Here is a 16766-nt window from a genome sequence, read left to right as displayed (position 1 = left end):
CAGCAGTCTACCGTAGGTCTTCCGCTTCCACCGCCACGCGATGCAGGCGATAGAGGGCGGAAAGAAGTAGACGGTAAGTCTACCGGAAGGCGCGCGCAGCGGGCCTTTCGACAATACGCTCCCTCCCCTGCCGGGGCAGGGGAGGTCAGCAGTCTACCGTAGGTCTTCCGCTTCCACCGCCACGCGATGCAGGCGATAGAGGGCGGAAAGAAGTAGACGGTAAGTCTACCGGAAGGCGCGCGCAGCGGGCCTTTCGACAATACGCTCCCTCCCTGCCGGGGCAGGGAGGTCAGAAGTCTACCGTAGGTCTTCCGCTTCCACCGCCACGCGATGCAGGCGATAGAGGGCGGAGAGAAGTAGACGGTAAGTCTACCGCGAGGCGCGCGCAGCGGGCCTTTCGACAATACGCTCCCTCCCCTGCCGGGGCAGGGAGGTCAGCAGTCTACCGTAGGTCTTCCGCTTCCACCGCCACGCGATGCAGGCGATGGAGGGTGGAGAGAAGTAGACGGTAAGTCTACCGTAGGTCTCCCGTTCTAGAAGCTGAACAACCCAGGAGAGGGGAGGGAGAAAGGCAATATCCACTGTCGCCCACAGTGTCAGCTCGCTTGCAGCGCGCGAGACTAATTACCCTCTCTCTCCAAAGCTTCAACTGCGCGCTCAAAGGTCTCAGAGACCTTCATGCCAAGACGCTCAGCAATCGCGTAAAAGCGCTCAGCATATTCCTCGGTTGTCTTGACGCTCATGACCCTGTTGCGCCCGGTCCTGTAGGCCCTAGGTTTTCTACGCCCTTCAATATCGGCCGGTCGTCTGTCCTCACCTGGAGTCTCGACGCTCTCTCGGCTTACAAAACGTGACCCCTCGGAGGCTCGATCGATCTCTGAAGCGTCGGGTCGCTGATCTCTACGCCCCTTCGCTTTGAAGGACGATAGATCGAGCCCGGTATCCGAAACCGGATTCGAGAAAACGCTGATCCTCTGGCTCATCTCAGCTCTCCCTGATTTTGCTGAATACGAAGTATCACCTCACGCGCCAAAGCGGCCACATTAGCTGTCGCACCCTCCAAATTGCGCACGTTTTTTGGATCTAAGGATCGAACAGAACCGCCGAACGAGAATATAGCCCGATAGGCATCACGTTCGTGAACCTGAACGTTGAATACTGGCACCCCATTGTCCTTGAAATCAGCCTCAATCGCTGAAAGCGTACGAGGCCGAATGGCCGCGCTCGTGCACGTAAATAAGATGGCGCAAGGAATGGTTATCCGAAATGCCTGTTCCTGTTGGCGTACTTCCCTAACTGCTGCAACTGCCTCTACCGCATCTAAGGCCGAACCTCTGGTCGGGATGATAACCAGATCTGCGCGGCTCATCGCGTAGGGGACCATGCGAGACGCTGTACCCTCTAGATCGACAATAACAAAGGCACTCTCTTCAGCCTCTTTATCGATAGTCGTGATGATCGTTTTTTCCGTGACGTCCTCGATAACCTTCACGCCGTCCGGTCTTCCTGGAAGCGTCGACCAGCGAGCGACAGGTTTATTCGGATCGGCGTCGATCAGAGTGACAGATGCTCCATTGTGGGCCAGCTCAGAGGCGAGAAGAATGGCGGTAGTCGATTTCCCCGCGCCACCTTTCGGAGAAGCAAAAACGATTGTTGGCATCAGTATCTCTCGCTGCTCGGTGCAACGCACCGTTGAAACTACCGACAGTCTACCTAGGGAACACGGTAAGTCAACGGTATACCTTCGGTAGACTTTCATGAAACGCGATGCGAATTGGTATCCTACGCCTGATCATCAATCAGAACCGACTTCTACCCGGATTACGTGCTTTCACACTGGCCTCGTCAATATAGGTCTCGACGACCTGGAGGCTCTTGTGACGCGAGAAACGCTTGAGCTCGAGCAGGTCGTATCCATCCTGGGCGCCGGTGTTGATCGCACCGCGCCGCAGGCTGTGACCTGAGAAATCACCCTCCAATCCAGCAGCCGAGCACCGCTTGCGAATGATATCCGCGATCGCACGGTCGGAAAGCGCGTCCTCGCCGATCTTCGGCAGGGCAGGGGAGGGCATACCGGCTTTGACCTGGGCAGGTAGCCAGACCCTGCGAAACACTGGCCCCTCTTTTATACCAGCCACACGGAACCAGGCGTTAAGCGCGAGGATAGGGCAGTGACGAGTTATCCCAGAAGGGATGCCGATCAGTTCGCCTTTGCGCGCCTTGTCACCCTTCGAATGTCGGAGACGAACGATCAAGCCGTCTTCGGAAAAGGTCAGGTCGGATACGAGCAGGCCTGACAGCTCAGAACGACGAAACGCCCCGGCGAAGCCCAAAAGCAGAATGGCCCGGTCTCTGCGCGAGGTCGGATCCAGACCTGGTATTGCGTCAACTGCCTCCGTCAATGACTCCCAGGTGAGAGCCGTCTTCTGCTCCGGCTGTGGGTTGATTGCATTGCGGCGAATACCTGCCAGAGCCCCTGAGACCAGAGGATGGCTTGTAGGAATGGCGATCTGCGCCAAGTGATGCAGATAGCGCAGCGCGGCGCGGTGGATATCGATCGTAGATACCTTGCGCGCACGCAGTGCCATATCAGAGAGATAGGCAGCGACATCATCACTGCGTGCGGGAAGGGCAGGGAGGTTGTGGTCGCTCGCCCAACGGCACCAGCCACGCACTGCCGAACGGTAAGTCCGCAGCGTGTTACCTGACTTGGCTAACTGGTTGAACACCTCGGCCGCATCCCGGGCCGTCTGCAGGGTACCATCATGCTCAGGCAAGACGATGGAAGAGACGTGCGAGAACCACGCCGAAACGGCCGCGGGCGGTTGGCCGATAGGGCAGGGGGGTAATTCGGCGAGCACCTTGCCTGGCCTGGCGCCGTCCGCATTCTCCAGCGCCCCAACGAAACGAGGCACACCGCTCTCTACCTCCAGACACAAGGTCAACTTGTGCTGCCTGGGGAGAACGCCCACCACCCTTCGTAACGCTACAAGAGCCTGATCACTCGTTTCAGCCGGCGCCGCGATCGATGTGTCGGCAGCAAAATCGCCGTTTGGTAATTGGCCACCGGCCAGAACTACGGGAAGGGGAGGGGTGAATACCGCCTGCGATAAGATTACGGTCGAGTTGCGCAGCTCTGCATCCCCGATGAGACCAGTGGCGGTGCCATCCAGGCGATCGAGGACGGCTTGCCGGCCTGCCGATCGGCTTCCAAACAACCGCACCTCATCAATCATCGACGTGTAGTCCGACTCAATCTCATCCCTACTCCCATACCACGGTCGGAACAGGGTGCGAACGCGTGGATTGCGACTGCGATGGAAGTGCTGGGAATCTCGGCGAACGAACCCTATGCCGCACGCCGTTAAGATCTGATCACGGCTAAGTCCGGTTCAGGATCCCGCCGTTCTGCTGACGATATTTTTTTGTCTTTGTAGATCCCGTCTAGGTCACACTGTGGGCAATACCCTCCACCGGGGTTTCCTTTCCATCCGCATCGTCCACAGATCAGCACCTCATCCTCATCGATACGAGCGGCAGGATGATAAGGATCTGCATCCCAATCGTGCATCATCCACTGGTCACACACCTCTAGAGGGAGGTCCGTCACCGCTTGCACAAATCCGACTGCCTCCTGTGTGTGATAAACTGGGGTCCCGTTCTCTGTTCTGATGAATGATGCAAACTTCATTCTGTCAGCGGCCAGGACTTCGCTGCCGCTTGCTGCATCAGCGTCAACTATCCCAATCAGCGCTGCATAGCGAAACCCGGCGTCGCTGAGACGATCACGGAGTTCGCTGTCACCTTCCCAAGGAAAGGGCTTACTCGTTCTAACCATCTCGTAAATCCATAAGCTGAGTAATACATGGTAAATCTAGCTCATGAGCTGCTGCTCCTCAATCTTTGTTTCGTATAATTTACGAAGAGCAGTCTAGTATCGGGGATTGGTTGTCAGGCATGACTTTCTTCGGTGACGGGTGAACCAAAACCTATTGCGGCCGCTTGACGGTGAAGCAGTACGGTGAATTCCGAAATGTCCACATCATCACCGTAAGTCGGCCAAGAACATCCGAGCAGAATTTGAGCCACTGCGTCAGCGAGAAGATCGCGGACCTCACTGTCCACATCACCGTGGTCGGCTAGCTTGATGCGAGCCTTTGGATTCAATTCGAGTAGCGCCCGGCACTCGTCCCTTGAAAGATTCCATTCCAACCTGAACTTGTAGAAGGAAATTGCCTCGTCGATCTGCTCGTCTGATGGCTCCGCCTTGACGTTATCGAGGTAATAACGGGCCCCGCTTCGCTGTAGGAATAGAAGTGATGGAACACCCTCGACCAGCTCTACGCAGCGATGGGCAGCTTGTAATACTTGGCGCGGTGATAATGTCATGATCGGCATGATCCTTTATTAATTCTGGGGATTGGTTGTCAGGCAGGACTTTCTTCGGCGACGGGTCTTCCACCTCACTAAGTTCGCCTACTTCATGCTCCCGGTAGTTTGAGCGTCACGGCAAGGATTTCATGCTCAGTATGAACCGAAACCAGGGTCATGCGAGCCACGCGATGTAGCCCTTGCCGCCCCTCAATTGTATACACTGGATAATGCTCGAGTGCCTTCGCGAGGAGCGGTCCGCCGTGTTGGGAAAAATAATTGCCCAGGCCGAGCCGGTGTTCTTCGGTTGCCTTTCCGACTTTGTCCTCCAGATTAAGGATATTGGCTGCGCTTTGCAGCGCGCCGACCCATGACCACGATGAATCCGGCGATACCCCTATCTTGGACAGTGAAACAGGTTCGACCTGGCAGGTGTTTACCTAAAAATCGGACAGGAAAAAGCGCGCTTCGTCATAACGAAGACCGGCGGATAAGCTCGCGCTGATTGGAGCTTCAACCGGGCCCACCGCAAGAGTGCCCGATACTTCGATCGCGATCCGGTTGCCAGCATTCAGGGTCGTCGTAGCTTTCATCAGACGAAACTTGCAGCCGGCCTTTTCAACTGCGAGGGGTATTTTTTTATCGATCCGCTCTTGGATCGCCCGGCCCGGTATCCTTATCGTGACTGTTTTCATCCATCGGAATGCTGCAACGATGACGCACAAGCACAATATGGTGGCGACTGTTAATACAGTGATGAACTGCGACATATTTTCCTCAGTGTACACTCACGGAATGAGGGTGTTTTAAATAATCGATCATTGAAGCGGTGATCTGAGGTACCCAACGGCCCCGCTTAGGTGGCAGAAACGGGCCAATCATCACCTATTCCCAATCCGTCCAATCGCCGCGCGCCATTGATGTTTTCACTGCGCGTTATGACACAGACAAGAAGTGAGCCAGATCTCAGGCTGGACGTACTTGAGGCGACGAACTGGACCCTTTCAAATCGTCACTCGCCTGCTCTTTTTTTCGATAGAACTCAGCTAATTTTTTAAGCCAAAGCTCCTGATCAGGATCTTTGTTGTCAGCCGCCACAGCCACTTTACGCAGTAATACAAGTTCTTCGCGGTCAATCAGAGTGACATCCAGATCCGACAAGGTTGAGCGCAGAATCTCCGTAGCCTTGTCCCCGATAGCGGATGGATCTGGTCTCTGGGATGCCGCCCCGGAGAACCACGCGGGGGCCGCGAAACTCTTAAGCATCCCACTCGCTTGATTTGAGGCCTCGCTCAAAATGCCAACGGCGAGGCGCCTGCCAACAGCTTCAACAGCGTCGCCAGCAAGAGCTGCTGCTCCTACACAAACATCCGGAATCGACATTATTGCGAGACCAGCCAATACACCTAGAACCACGATGTAAATCCTTCCTTGACCGCTGAATTTCTGTGAGCCGGGGATTGGTTGTCACAAACATGGTGCAATAGGCACCCAGCTTTCCGTTCAATGAGCGGACGGGCGTCTCTTGCGATGCATCGTTACTACATCATCAGGGTTCGCCGTGGGAGCTGCTGCGACGATACGCTGCCAGTACGCTTCTGCGCTCGGAATTATGCCCCGTCGTTCAGCGAATTCCAGGAACGCGCGCGTTGTAAGAATGTCGATATCGGCGCTCACCCCATAATCGCCAATCATGCGCGGCACACGACCGTTCTCGTAGACAATCAAGACCGCGTTGGACGACTGATCAACTTCGTCGCGGAGCCACCCGACGATCGATAATTCCCCAGCACCTCTCCACCGGAACGCAGGATCAGCACGCCGCGCTGTGAGAAATGCCCGGCCAACGTCAGTTGTCTCAACAGAAACTGGCGCATTTGATCCAGGTATGAGGCCAACATCAAGCCAAGCCTGAATCTCTTGAGCACCCGGCTTATCGAGCGAGGCAGTCGCTTCAAGAGCGACCATGTCCGTTACCACGACACGGCCTCCGACCTCATGCAAGAGATGCAATGCCTTTGCCTGTGCGAGATGAATCAGTGGACCAGTGTCAGGAACGATAACGTCCGGCCGTTCGATCTGCGCTTGCGGCTCTTCAGGAACAGTCTGCATCGTTATCCCCTGCTTCAAGTTATATTATCACCATAAGCTGCCAGCGCATAAAAGTCAACCAACTTGACAACAAATACAAATCGCCTTATCTAAAATCCAGACCGGTTGAACAGGATCCATAATTTGTCTGACTCCGATCCATCCACGACAAAAAGACATTTGGTCGGCTATGTGCGGGTCAGTGCATCCGATCAGAATAATGAACACCAGATCGACTCTCTTATTAAATTCGGGGTGGACCCTCGGGATATTTTTGAAGACAAAGCTAGCGGCAAAAACATGGCACGGCCTGGTTGGAAAGACTGCTGGCGGGACATTCGAGAGAAAGATATTTTAGTCGTTCACTCTATTGATCGTCTCGGTCGCGATTTGGTCGAGGTCGTACAGACAGTCAAAGCCTTACATGATCGGGGCGCCGACCTAAAAGTGTTGACGATGGATCTCGACACGAGAACACCTACAGGACGTCTAATCTTCGCGGTTGTCGCCGCCATGGCGCAGTGGGAGAGGGAACTAATCGTTGAGCGGACCCGAAACGGATTGGCTGCTGCACGCGCAAGAGGAAAAAAGGGGGGACGCAAGCCTATCCTGACAGATGAACAGGTCACCGAAGCACTGGCCAGGATACAGGCAGGCGAGAATGCTCAGACGGTCGCCGCCGAATATGGGGTATCGCGCCAAGCTATCTACAAACGGTCTAAAAACATGCGAAAGGAAATCGAAGGTGGCTGACAATCAAACGACCGGCGCAAGAGCGAATGATGAGCTCTACCTGAGACTCTCATTAGAGTCGTCAGCTACCATTCTTAGAAAACACAGAGCCTCCGAACGTGTCGCCCCAGCTTTTTCCGAACTGACCGCGCTCCTGGTAGTGGAAATGCATGGTTATCCAAAGCGCATAGATATAGATTATCGGCGCATCAGCAATTTGGGGGCCGCGCTCAATTCCCTCGGAAAAGATGAAATTGAGGGGCATCGGATAATGACGGCTGGGCACTATACGATGAAGGAACACTACAAGATCAGCGCCGATTTATTGAATGGGCAATGGGGCGGCATAGGCTGCTGGACGCCATGAAAACGGACAACCATACGACGGAAATCCGAGCAAAAGCCCGCGCACTGATTGGCAGATAACGAAGCTACTATGAATGAGGGCCAAACGACTATCCGTTCGCCGTTCACTTATTTTTAACCCACCACTTACAAGCATGTTGATTACATCTCGACGCGCGAAATGTCACAAGGATATGGATCAATGCGTAATGTGACTGATGGAATACCTTTGACCGCTCTTGTCGCAAAAGAGAGCGTCAAGACAGGTTGGAATGGAGCCGGCGGTGGTTTCGGTCTATCGAGCGCAGGCATTGCGCCGATGCTCGGTTTTGCAGCCGGGTCAGCATATTCCCGGACGGAGCGAGCAAGAGATCTGGCAGCGCCTCAGATAAAGACTGGTGTCGATTTTGGGATTATACCGCAGCTTGTGATGACTTCCGTTGCGGCCGGTTTTATCATGTACTTACCAGACATGATGTTGAGGTATCGCTCAATCGATCCTGGCGACCGCGCTCTGAGAGCAATCACGACTTTGATGCATTGGGGTGGAGCAGCTTGCATTGCGGGGGCATTTATTTGGATAGTCGTCGTTCTCATGAATCAGACGAGAGAGACCGGCGAGAATGATTCCACGGTAGCTCACGCACTCACGAAACAGATTTACAATCGCCTCCGCTATGTCGAGCGCGAACATATCATCTTCGACCCCACAACTGGCCAAGAGGGCCCTGCAAGCAAGGAAGGTCTTACCAACTTGCTTAAACAGGAAAGCTGACCGCCAAACCCCGAACAAAAGCAGATTTCATGAACGTTTTTGAAGAGATAAAAGACCCGGATGCGTGAAAAGCAGACGACCGTGGCACCTGGTCTAATTATCATGTCGGGGCCGACTGGACGTAGATCAGATGATGCTGATCTAGGACTGAAGACCGAAGGCTTGATAGCAATCGAGACCAACCTCGATCCCATGTCTCTCGCTTTGTTGAAGCGAGCCCTTGGGCAGACGCCGACCCCAATCATTATTCCGTCTGGCGAGAGGACCTTCGCCAGCAGCATACCGGGAGAGGACGAAGATGCCTGACAACGAGACGACCCGGTCGACACTTGAACATGAGCAGATTTGGCGTACAACTATCCCCGGCAATATTGAACCGGCACGGCTAGTCCAGGGATCGCCTGTGGGGAATGCCGTGATCTTTGTCCAGCTAACCGGCCGGCACGCGCAAATTGCTAATTCGAGGAGGCAAGTCACAGTTCCTGAGTGGTGGGAATGGGTAGACTCGCACAAGGCCAAGATCACTGCCAAGAGCGACCTAGGAAATCCTCCTGGACAGGAACCGTAGTAACAATGACAGCGACAGGGCCGTCTTCGTTCTCGACACAGGCTCAATGCTGGATAACCTCTGAACTGCATCGAGATTGACAGAGACCAGTTTGCACGAATTACGCGGCCATAGGGAGATGGCCCAGAGAAGCGTAAAACTGTTGCTCGGCCTCGGATGGCGTAATGTTGCCGATCGCGGCTCGAGGATACGACTGCGCGGGTGTCAGCGCTTCGTCTCCGTCTTCTCTGCGATCCGTAAACTCTTCGTCCCCCCGGCCTCCGTCACTAGAACTCCTTCCCGTCACATCCATCGGATCAGGGCCTCTGCCCAATGGCGCAGCGCAACCGCTCTCAGCTTCGGAATTCCCGTTCCCCGGGCTTCGGCTAACTGCCGTCAGTTAATGTGACATCACCAGCCGGAGTGGGGACGTGCACAAGCTTTGAGAACAGAGACGATGGTCCTGCGATTAAACATCCCATACCTGTTACATGAAACATAAGACGAGTTAGGTAGGCTGCGAGGTGGGAATAAACCTCGCAGGCACTGGAGACGCGTTGGACGCTATTGTCTCCCGCATCTCTCAATGCATCTAGAATCGAAGTATCCACCGAACCTTGAGACCCATGAGGGATCATGGCTGTGAGTGCAACAACAGTCTCAGCACTGGCATGGCACCCCTATCTACGTCGTAACCGTGCAAGGAGAGCTAGCCGGATGACGCGAGAGCTCGACCTGGCCCGCAGACACTAACGCGACCGATACAAATTCGCCGCCAATAGTATGATTACCCACTGCAAGGCTTGCGGCGATGCCCTCATTGATCGCTGCGATAGCAAAATTAACAGCGACATCTTTCGCCATGTTCGGAATGTACAGTGCGTTCTTTGCCCTAGTATAACCACTCACCTTTTCGGTGTCTCCGATCCATTCAATATAGTTGTCGCTCGCCGCGTCCGAAACTGTCTTTACCGGCTCGAAATACCTTAAGTCCGAAACTCGTGTCAGCTTGTTGACTACCATTCCAGGGCTGGCAACGCCGTACCCAGCCAGCAAAAAGGTGTTCCCGCCTCGGCAGGCTCCATGAATGTCTCTCGGTACCTCTCCGATGACCTTACCAAGGAACTGTTGCAGCTCGGATGTAGTGATGGAAGGGTCCGTACCACTCCTGAGCTGGCTAAAATCGGCTAGGATCTCTTGCCAATTACGACCGAGCACACGGGAACAACCGGCGCTAGCGATCACTGCGTCCTGAGCAACCGCATGCAGTTTTTGGGTTGTGCAGCTGATTATTGCATCTCCCCGCGAGCTCAAGCTATCGGCAGCAAATACAATACAGTCTTCTGCCTTCAAACAAACAATCAAAGTCATTGTCACATTCCAAAATAGGAGATTTCTATGATAGATGTCTGGTGCTAAGACGAGATTTCTATAAGCCAGTGCGATAAAAGGTTCTCTTTCTCCGGTAAGAAACTTCACTTACATTGAGATGTCTATTCATTTCGTCTCTAATAAAATTGATGCCTGATTTAATTTCATTTGCCGCACTGAATGCATCAGATATAAAAAAAATGAGTCCATCGTACAATCCTAAGCAATAGTTTTCTTTTTCAATAAATTCCTCTAATTTTTTACCAATCTCATCAATATTTTTCCTATGGAAGTCTATGTATTTTTGACGTTCCCCAAATTCGTAATTGCTGTTTTGGTCTTCTTCGTTTTCCAAAACGCTAATTTGTTTTTCGTGTTGACGAATATCATCCGTATACTGCGTTAATATCAAATTCCTTGAAACTTTTATGGTATTTTGTGCAATAAAAATAATGTATTCACCAAGGCGATTGTTTGCATTACCGCAAAATTCATATTCCACGCCTTTGAGTTCATACTTTTTGTTTTTGATTTCATTAAACTCTTTTATGTTCTTCTTTAATAAATCCACCATCTCAGGAGTTATATTTCTGTAGAGCCTAACAGACTTATTTATTTCATCATAAATTACTTCAATCGAACTGGTATCGAAAGCTCTAATTTTATTGATATGACTAATATACAACTTGCGGCGGGAATTGACTTCCTTACTATAATCTGCTAATTTTATGTCTTCATATACGCATTCATTTCTTGTATCATAACTTTCAGTTTTTTCTGCAGCCTCGTTGATTTTTTCAAAAAGAGGGTACCGCTTATCAAATAAATCCAAATCATATTTGTTTGCCGCAATTTCTCTTTGCGTTCTCGCCACAATATATGCGGCAGACGCTATCGAACCTGTGACACAAGCAGTAACTATACCCGGTCCGAATGTCTTCGCCCACATGTGCCAACTTGACCAGTTATCAGGTGTCGAGCAGGCGAATGAATAAACAGTCATTGGTAACCTCGGAGAATTTCTATTATCATATATATCCTCCGACCATACTACCACCTACATTAATTTTCTTTGTCCTACTGTTAAAAACTACACCAATAAATTTGGTGAAACCAAAGATCACCCATACCATCACGGTGATCAGCCTCAAGCACCTATCAACACAGCTCTTGCCACGGTAGGGGCAGATCAGCACTGGACCTTCACCCTGCGGGCAGTGGCGCAAATCGGTTTTGTTGGGCTGGGGGAGAATCTGAACGGGATTATGTCCCCGGATATGCTTTGCACGCACGCAGTTCCTCACAGCGGCGCGAGCCTGCTGTCAGTGCCAGAACGGGTTATGGCCACGCTGGACGTGTTGCTAGATGGTATGTGCTGCACCGATTGATGGGTGCAACACACCGTCTTCGCCCCGCATTGGCAACACGTTCCTTGATGACCGAAATGACCGGGGAAGCTGACATCCGAGCTTGAGCGCGGCCGTATAGGCAGACAGACGATCTGCGCCGCATCGAAAGCGTGCCTCTGAAGCACGCTTTTCGGCCCGTCCACCGCCGTGTTTCGCGCACCCTACCTACTTCCGATAAGATAATCTATCTGAAGTAGGTCGGCGCATAAGAAGCCACACCGAAACTCGTTGTCCGGAATGGGGGAAAACGAGAACGTCCGCTTTGGAACGCTCAAACGACGTTTTCTGCCGTTCATCCAGCCGTACATGACGGCCTCTATGCGCGCTCATTCCTGACATTTGGTAAGCTTCTGGCTATTCTTGATGATGGACACTGACAGCCGGTCAACTATCAGATCAGGCTGATTGGATCTCCCGTATAGGACGCAACGAGCACTTATGTCGGCCACCAGGAAAAACCATTATGTCCCGCAATGGCATCAAGAAAGGTTCTTCACCCCTGCGAAAACCACGCATTGTCTCCTTGACCTGAGCCCATCCACCTTCAAACGTCGGGACGGAACGACGGCTAGCGGGCGCTCCCTTTTTTACTCACCTACCTCGCGGGCATTTGTCGAGCAGGACCTATACTCGACATTCTTTGGGTTCGAGATCAACGACGAGATCGAGAGAATATTTTTCGGTGACATCGACAAGCGCGGTGCTGACGCGGTCCGGGCATTCTGTGGCGAAGACCAAGGTGCTTGGCGTGAACATTTCAGGGACCTCTTCGACTTTCTTGATATCCAGAAGCTGCGGACGCCTAAAGGTCTTGCATGGCTACGCCTGCAGTATCCGGAGATCGGTCGGCTCGGTGAGATATTGCCGCGTGCTGCCCAGAATCAATTGATGGTCGAGATGCAGGGTATCCGCATGCTGAACGTGACAACCTGGACCACGGGAGTTCGAGAGATCGTCTCGGCGGAGCAGGCCAACGTCAAGTTCCTGCTAAGCGACCACCCTGTCACTGTCTACAATCATGCGATACCGCCGTCCGACGCACGCAACCGGTATCCCGCAGACCCATCGACCGCTCTCAAGGGCTCGCAAACGCTTTTCCCGTTGGGGTCGGATCACCTTCTGATCTTGACCAACCTCGAATACGCAAGGAACCCCGAGACGGACCCCTGTGTGAAGCGAACATTCGCAAAAAACTACCACTCCACGATCGTGTCCGCGACAGAGTTCATCAGGAGGCGGTACCTCACCGACGATCAGGTTGCCGAGGTCAACCTCGTGATCAAGACTGGTGCGTGCCGTTATGTCGCTGGATCCCGTCGTGAGGATCTTTACCCTGAAAGGGTTGTCTCCAAGTCATGGGCTGACCTGCGAACGACGTTTCTACCGCCGACGGATCAACTCCACCACTTTGGCGGAGAGATATTTGCCAGCTTCGAGAACGGAGATGTCTATCATCAGGACGAGTTCGGTCGATCAGAGAAACCGCGGGAATGGCTGCTTAAGAAGGAGCTGAACACCCGGCGCCGGCCACGCGATTACTGCCCTTGTGGGTCCGGCCAGTCTTTTGGGAATTGCTGTCGTGACAAGCCAATGCACCTGCGCATGTCGTGGACGGAGCGAAGTATCCGTGAGCGCAACATAATGTTCATGGACGCCCTATTCAGACTCTTTGAATTGGAGACCAAGGATTGGGATACGATCCGCAGAGAGATGACTGACGGCAAAATCGCGCAGATGTACAGCCTGTACGAAGCCCTGTGGCCGATCGAGACTGATCTTCTAGCCCTGTTGCCCAAACCGGACGGCAAGATGCGCTCGGTATATACAGGATTGTTGCATCCCAAGATGATCGAGGAATTCGCGCTCGGGGCACCGCTGTATTTTGGGGAGGTTATTATCCAGAACCCATTCTTAATCTCTCGGACCCTGCGAAAGGACATGCGGCCGACTGAGCACCCTCGCCTATATCGAGGAGAAGCGCTCAAAACTCTGATGACCTTTTTCCAGCTCATGCCCCTAGTTGAAGCTGGTCTGATCACTCTAATCCCGGATCCATGCGATTTCGATTTTCACCTCCGTGACCAGATAATGGACATGGCCCGGGCCCGCTCCCGGACCATCAAGATAGACCCCTACGACGACCCAAGGATCAAGGCAGTAGCGCAGGAGGATGAGTTTCGCCTGCGGCTGAGTATGCCCAAGGAACACCTTGTTCAGCACATGTCGGACATCGCGGGCGATGATAAGCCAATTCGGAGGGATGCCCTTATCGATCTCATAGAAAAGATGAAAGTCGAAGACAGGCTGGCTATTCTTCAGGACGACTCGCTCACAAACGGCGGCCAATTCAACTTCATGAAGTTAGCACCTAATTTCGAGGTGGCGATGTACTTGGCCCAGGCGACCGGCGCGCAGATACTGACAGACAGTCCTTTGCGTTGGAAAGAACTCCAGATAGTGCTCGCCAAGAGGCACTTCGGACCCACCCCTGCCTTGATCCCGTTGCAACGCGAGATCGCATCGACTTCTGTTGAATTTCCGGTAGGTCCCGAAGCAATACTCCAAATATACAACGATCCGTCGTTCCCGAGGATGGAGTCGCTTTTCCGAGCTGCCTTCGCCTACACGCTGGCTCGGAACGTGGACACGCTAAAGCCGAACTTCGAGGCACACCTTGCGGCACGCTTCCGGCGACAGCGGAACTCGATGAAATCCTTGATCGCTCGCGCCAAAGTCCCCGCCGTTGCGGCGCGCTTCACGACCGCGTTCCAATACGGAGGTTTTCAGGACAATACCATCAATAGGCTGTTGCTGATGTCGAGCTCCGAGCACCACTTGCACTCCGTTCCCATGGCGACGTTGATAGAGCGTTGGGATCCTGCACCAAGCGCAGATAACGTGAAATCTTAGCTACACTGAGCTTAGAGCACGGTGTTAGTCTGTCGACTGTTCAAGCTTGGCTATGTACCGAAAGTTGCTGGTCTGCTGTGGGCCAGTCTCCCCCACGAGAGATCGAGCTACTCATGTCCGTCCTCAGGCTGCGCCTAGTTGCTGATCTATGACCGAAACAAGGCGGATGCTGCCGTTTGGCCCTGAGCACGCTGATGGGAACGCGAGCTTCTGATGCAGGCCCTCCGGCTCATCCTCCGCTCTATCGCGCCTTTCTACCCTACTTCCGATAAGTAAAATTATCGGAAGTAGGTGTGGGCGAGGGGGCTTAAATTGCAAAAAAGCACAGTTTGAACCTAGTGCCGCTTAAGGGTAAATTGTATCTCTTGCCTTTACGAATGTAAAGACGTATAACCTTCCTCAGTCTGAAAGGATAAGAGGCCATGGCGTCCATCAATCTGCGCATTGACGAGGCTCTGAAAAATGCCGCGTATCAGCGCCTGTCCGAACTCGGGATCACGCCCTCGGATCTTATCCGCCAGACCTTTGAGTACGTCGTCGAAACCGGAAAACTGCCGGTCCAGCGCGTCATCCTGTCGAATGACGATCGCGATCTTCTGGCTCTCGTACGTGAGCGCCTTGCCTCGCCCCAGGGTTCGATTGCCGTCAGTCTGGATGACCTGTGACCCGCTACGCGCTCCATTTCGATCCACGCGCCAAACGCGAGTGGGACGCTCTGGATGGCAGTATAAAGACGCAGTTCAAGAAGGTTCTGGCGCGACGTCTCGAAGAGCCGCATGTCCTCTCAGCCCGTCTCACAGCGGACCTTCGAGACTGCTATAAGATCAAGCTACGCGATGCCGGATATCGGCTCGTCTACAGGGTCGATGACGGCAAAATCCTGATCCTTGTCATCGCTATAGGTCGACACGACGGTGACGCGATCTATCGGAACGCTGCGAGGCGCTCTTGAGCGGTCGGCAGAACCCGCCCCACTCTCCTGGCGACAGGCTTTACGCCGCGCTCACCCGGGCCGCTGTCTCCATAGGGCGATTGGATCAACGCCTTCATAATCATCCCTTACTCCCAGCCATCCTGTTTCGTGAGCGGCTCGAAGCGGCACGTGTCTGCGCAAGTATGGATGGTTATGTCATCGATCCATGGTATCTTGCCGCCGAACTGGAAGGCCTGCGCCTGACGATGCCGGGCGAAGGCGTAGCCGATCGTGGCGTGTTCGTGGACAATGCGAAAATCGCATTCGAGCAGTATCAATGGCTTGCGCATCCGACATCGACTCAAAAAGCGCATATCCAGCAGGCCACTGAGCTTCTGCGTTCCGAGGCTACAGCCGTAGGGCCGCTTCTTGGAGCTGCCCGGGCTTTTCATTGCTGGATCGATGCCGGAAACGGCCGCTCGCCTATGCGCGGCGCTCTTGTCTCTTTCTGGCAGGAAACACAGCTTTTGCGCGTTGGGCTCCCCCTTACAGGGGCCCGATCCTTCGCATCCGGTACATGCTGGGAGCGCTCGGTGTGGATCCCCTGTTTTCTTAATGCTCTGGCCGACGAGGCAGAAGGTATCCATGCGCGTATCACCGGGATCGAGCGTCAGTGGCATCATGCGAGAGCTCATAGCGGATCCCGCCGCTGCAATTCGCGAGCAGACACAGCGATCGATCTGATTGCAGCTTTTCCCCTGCTATCCGCGACACGGCTTGCCAGTCTGCTCGGCATCTCCTCAAAATCCGCGTATCTTATGCTTGAGCGCTTTCTCGCTGCAGGCCTCATTACCGAAGTCACTCACCGCATGGCGCGAAGGCTTTTCGCGCTCAAGGGATTCGAACCTTTGCGTGAAGTGGTTCGTCCGCCCAAACGTGCCGTAGCTGGCAGGAAACAAGGACGGCCGCGACGTGATGACAGGTGTTTCCTTGTGGATCTCACAGAGGAAGAAAATAAGGCTGAGTACGCTCAGCCGGCAGCTAAACTAATCGGGCCCCTTGCGATCGATTATGGCCCCCTTGAAGAGGCTCTAGCTCTGGCGGATGCTGCAATTGGGCGTATGCAGGCCTTCTCGCGGTGATGTCAGGTTGTATGGATAAGGTAAACGGGTGATAAGAGCGTCATTTGTGCTGTGAGCTACAAAGGGCACCAATTTGTGCGTTAGCTGATCTTACATGCGATCTGACTGTATTTCCGCCTCCCGGTGAGCTCTTGCCTGATGGACGAATATTAACCGAGTG

General features: G+C 53.6%; 15 protein-coding genes. 7 read left to right on the top strand and 8 right to left on the bottom strand.

Annotation, left to right across the window (positions count from 1 at the left end; all coding sequences use genetic code 11):
- Nucleotides 1-979 precede the first annotated feature (979 nt).
- The 6 genes from WFJ47_RS14935 to WFJ47_RS14910 form a co-directional block, all read right to left on the bottom strand.
- Nucleotides 980-1660 (bottom strand): ParA family protein, encoded by a 681-nt coding sequence (locus WFJ47_RS14935; RefSeq protein WP_336764016.1) that lies wholly within the window; start codon nucleotides 1658-1660, stop codon nucleotides 980-982.
- A 139-nt stretch (nucleotides 1661-1799) separates the two neighbouring features.
- On the bottom strand, nucleotides 1800-3236 hold the full coding sequence (locus tag WFJ47_RS14930) for a tyrosine-type recombinase/integrase (RefSeq protein WP_336764015.1): 1437 nt from the start codon (nucleotides 3234-3236) through the stop codon (nucleotides 1800-1802).
- Between the two features lie 715 nt (nucleotides 3237-3951).
- Complete coding sequence (locus WFJ47_RS14925) at nucleotides 3952-4398, bottom strand: hypothetical protein (RefSeq protein ID WP_336764014.1); 447 nt, start codon at nucleotides 4396-4398, stop codon at nucleotides 3952-3954.
- Between the two features lie 413 nt (nucleotides 4399-4811).
- Nucleotides 4812-5141: a hypothetical protein gene (locus tag WFJ47_RS14920; protein WP_336764012.1), complete on the bottom strand. Its 330-nt coding sequence runs from the start codon at nucleotides 5139-5141 to the stop codon at nucleotides 4812-4814.
- A gap of 196 nt (nucleotides 5142-5337) precedes the next feature.
- On the bottom strand, nucleotides 5338-5787 hold the full coding sequence (locus WFJ47_RS14915; RefSeq protein ID WP_336764010.1) for a hypothetical protein: 450 nt from the start codon (nucleotides 5785-5787) through the stop codon (nucleotides 5338-5340).
- Nucleotides 5788-5874: 87 nt separating this feature from the next.
- Entirely contained in the window at nucleotides 5875-6483 is a 609-nt protein-coding gene (locus WFJ47_RS14910; protein WP_336764008.1) for a hypothetical protein, read from the bottom strand.
- 123 nt (nucleotides 6484-6606) lie between these two features.
- Here WFJ47_RS14910 and WFJ47_RS14905 point away from each other — a divergent pair, with 123 nt between their 5' ends.
- The 3 genes from WFJ47_RS14905 (at nucleotide 6607) to WFJ47_RS14895 (ending at nucleotide 8314) form a co-directional block, all read left to right on the top strand.
- Nucleotides 6607-7215, top strand: a complete 609-nt coding sequence (locus WFJ47_RS14905) for a recombinase family protein (RefSeq protein ID WP_336764007.1) — start codon at nucleotides 6607-6609, stop codon at nucleotides 7213-7215.
- The gene (locus WFJ47_RS14900; RefSeq protein ID WP_336764006.1) at nucleotides 7208-7561 is read left to right on the top strand and encodes a hypothetical protein; all 354 of its coding nucleotides are present in this window, start codon (nucleotides 7208-7210) and stop codon (nucleotides 7559-7561) included. Before WFJ47_RS14905 ends, WFJ47_RS14900 begins: the two co-directional genes overlap by 8 nt.
- A 180-nt stretch (nucleotides 7562-7741) precedes the next feature.
- A complete protein-coding gene (locus tag WFJ47_RS14895; protein ID WP_336764005.1) occupies nucleotides 7742-8314 on the top strand; it encodes a hypothetical protein in 573 nt (190 codons plus the stop codon).
- A 1231-nt stretch (nucleotides 8315-9545) separates the two neighbouring features.
- Here WFJ47_RS14895 and WFJ47_RS14890 read toward each other — a convergent pair.
- Both WFJ47_RS14890 and WFJ47_RS14885 read right to left on the bottom strand, forming a co-directional pair.
- A complete protein-coding gene (locus WFJ47_RS14890; RefSeq protein ID WP_336764003.1) occupies nucleotides 9546-10232 on the bottom strand; it encodes a hypothetical protein in 687 nt (228 codons plus the stop codon).
- A gap of 58 nt (nucleotides 10233-10290) precedes the next feature.
- Complete coding sequence (locus tag WFJ47_RS14885) at nucleotides 10291-11235, bottom strand: hypothetical protein (RefSeq protein WP_336764001.1); 945 nt, start codon at nucleotides 11233-11235, stop codon at nucleotides 10291-10293.
- 844 nt (nucleotides 11236-12079) lie between these two features.
- On the opposite strand from WFJ47_RS14885, the gene WFJ47_RS14880 reads away from it, so the two are divergent.
- From WFJ47_RS14880 to WFJ47_RS14865, 4 genes are all read left to right on the top strand, one after another.
- Nucleotides 12080-14551, top strand: a complete 2472-nt coding sequence (locus WFJ47_RS14880) for a DUF4238 domain-containing protein (RefSeq protein WP_336763999.1) — start codon at nucleotides 12080-12082, stop codon at nucleotides 14549-14551.
- Nucleotides 14552-14973: 422 nt separating this feature from the next.
- Nucleotides 14974-15216, top strand: a complete 243-nt coding sequence (locus WFJ47_RS14875; RefSeq protein ID WP_023977951.1) for a type II toxin-antitoxin system RelB/DinJ family antitoxin — start codon at nucleotides 14974-14976, stop codon at nucleotides 15214-15216.
- Entirely contained in the window at nucleotides 15213-15503 is a 291-nt protein-coding gene (locus WFJ47_RS14870; protein ID WP_023977952.1) for a type II toxin-antitoxin system RelE/ParE family toxin, read from the top strand. Before WFJ47_RS14875 ends, WFJ47_RS14870 begins: the two co-directional genes overlap by 4 nt.
- The gene (locus WFJ47_RS14865) at nucleotides 15500-16606 is read left to right on the top strand and encodes a hypothetical protein (RefSeq protein ID WP_023977953.1); all 1107 of its coding nucleotides are present in this window, start codon (nucleotides 15500-15502) and stop codon (nucleotides 16604-16606) included. Before WFJ47_RS14870 ends, WFJ47_RS14865 begins: the two co-directional genes overlap by 4 nt.
- Nucleotides 16607-16766: the final 160 nt, after the last annotated feature.

The organism is Asaia sp. VD9, from assembly GCF_037150015.1.
GTDB lineage: Bacteria > Pseudomonadota > Alphaproteobacteria > Acetobacterales > Acetobacteraceae > Asaia.
Note: the sequence above shows the minus strand (reverse complement) of the source record. Positions and strands in the feature narration are given on the sequence as shown.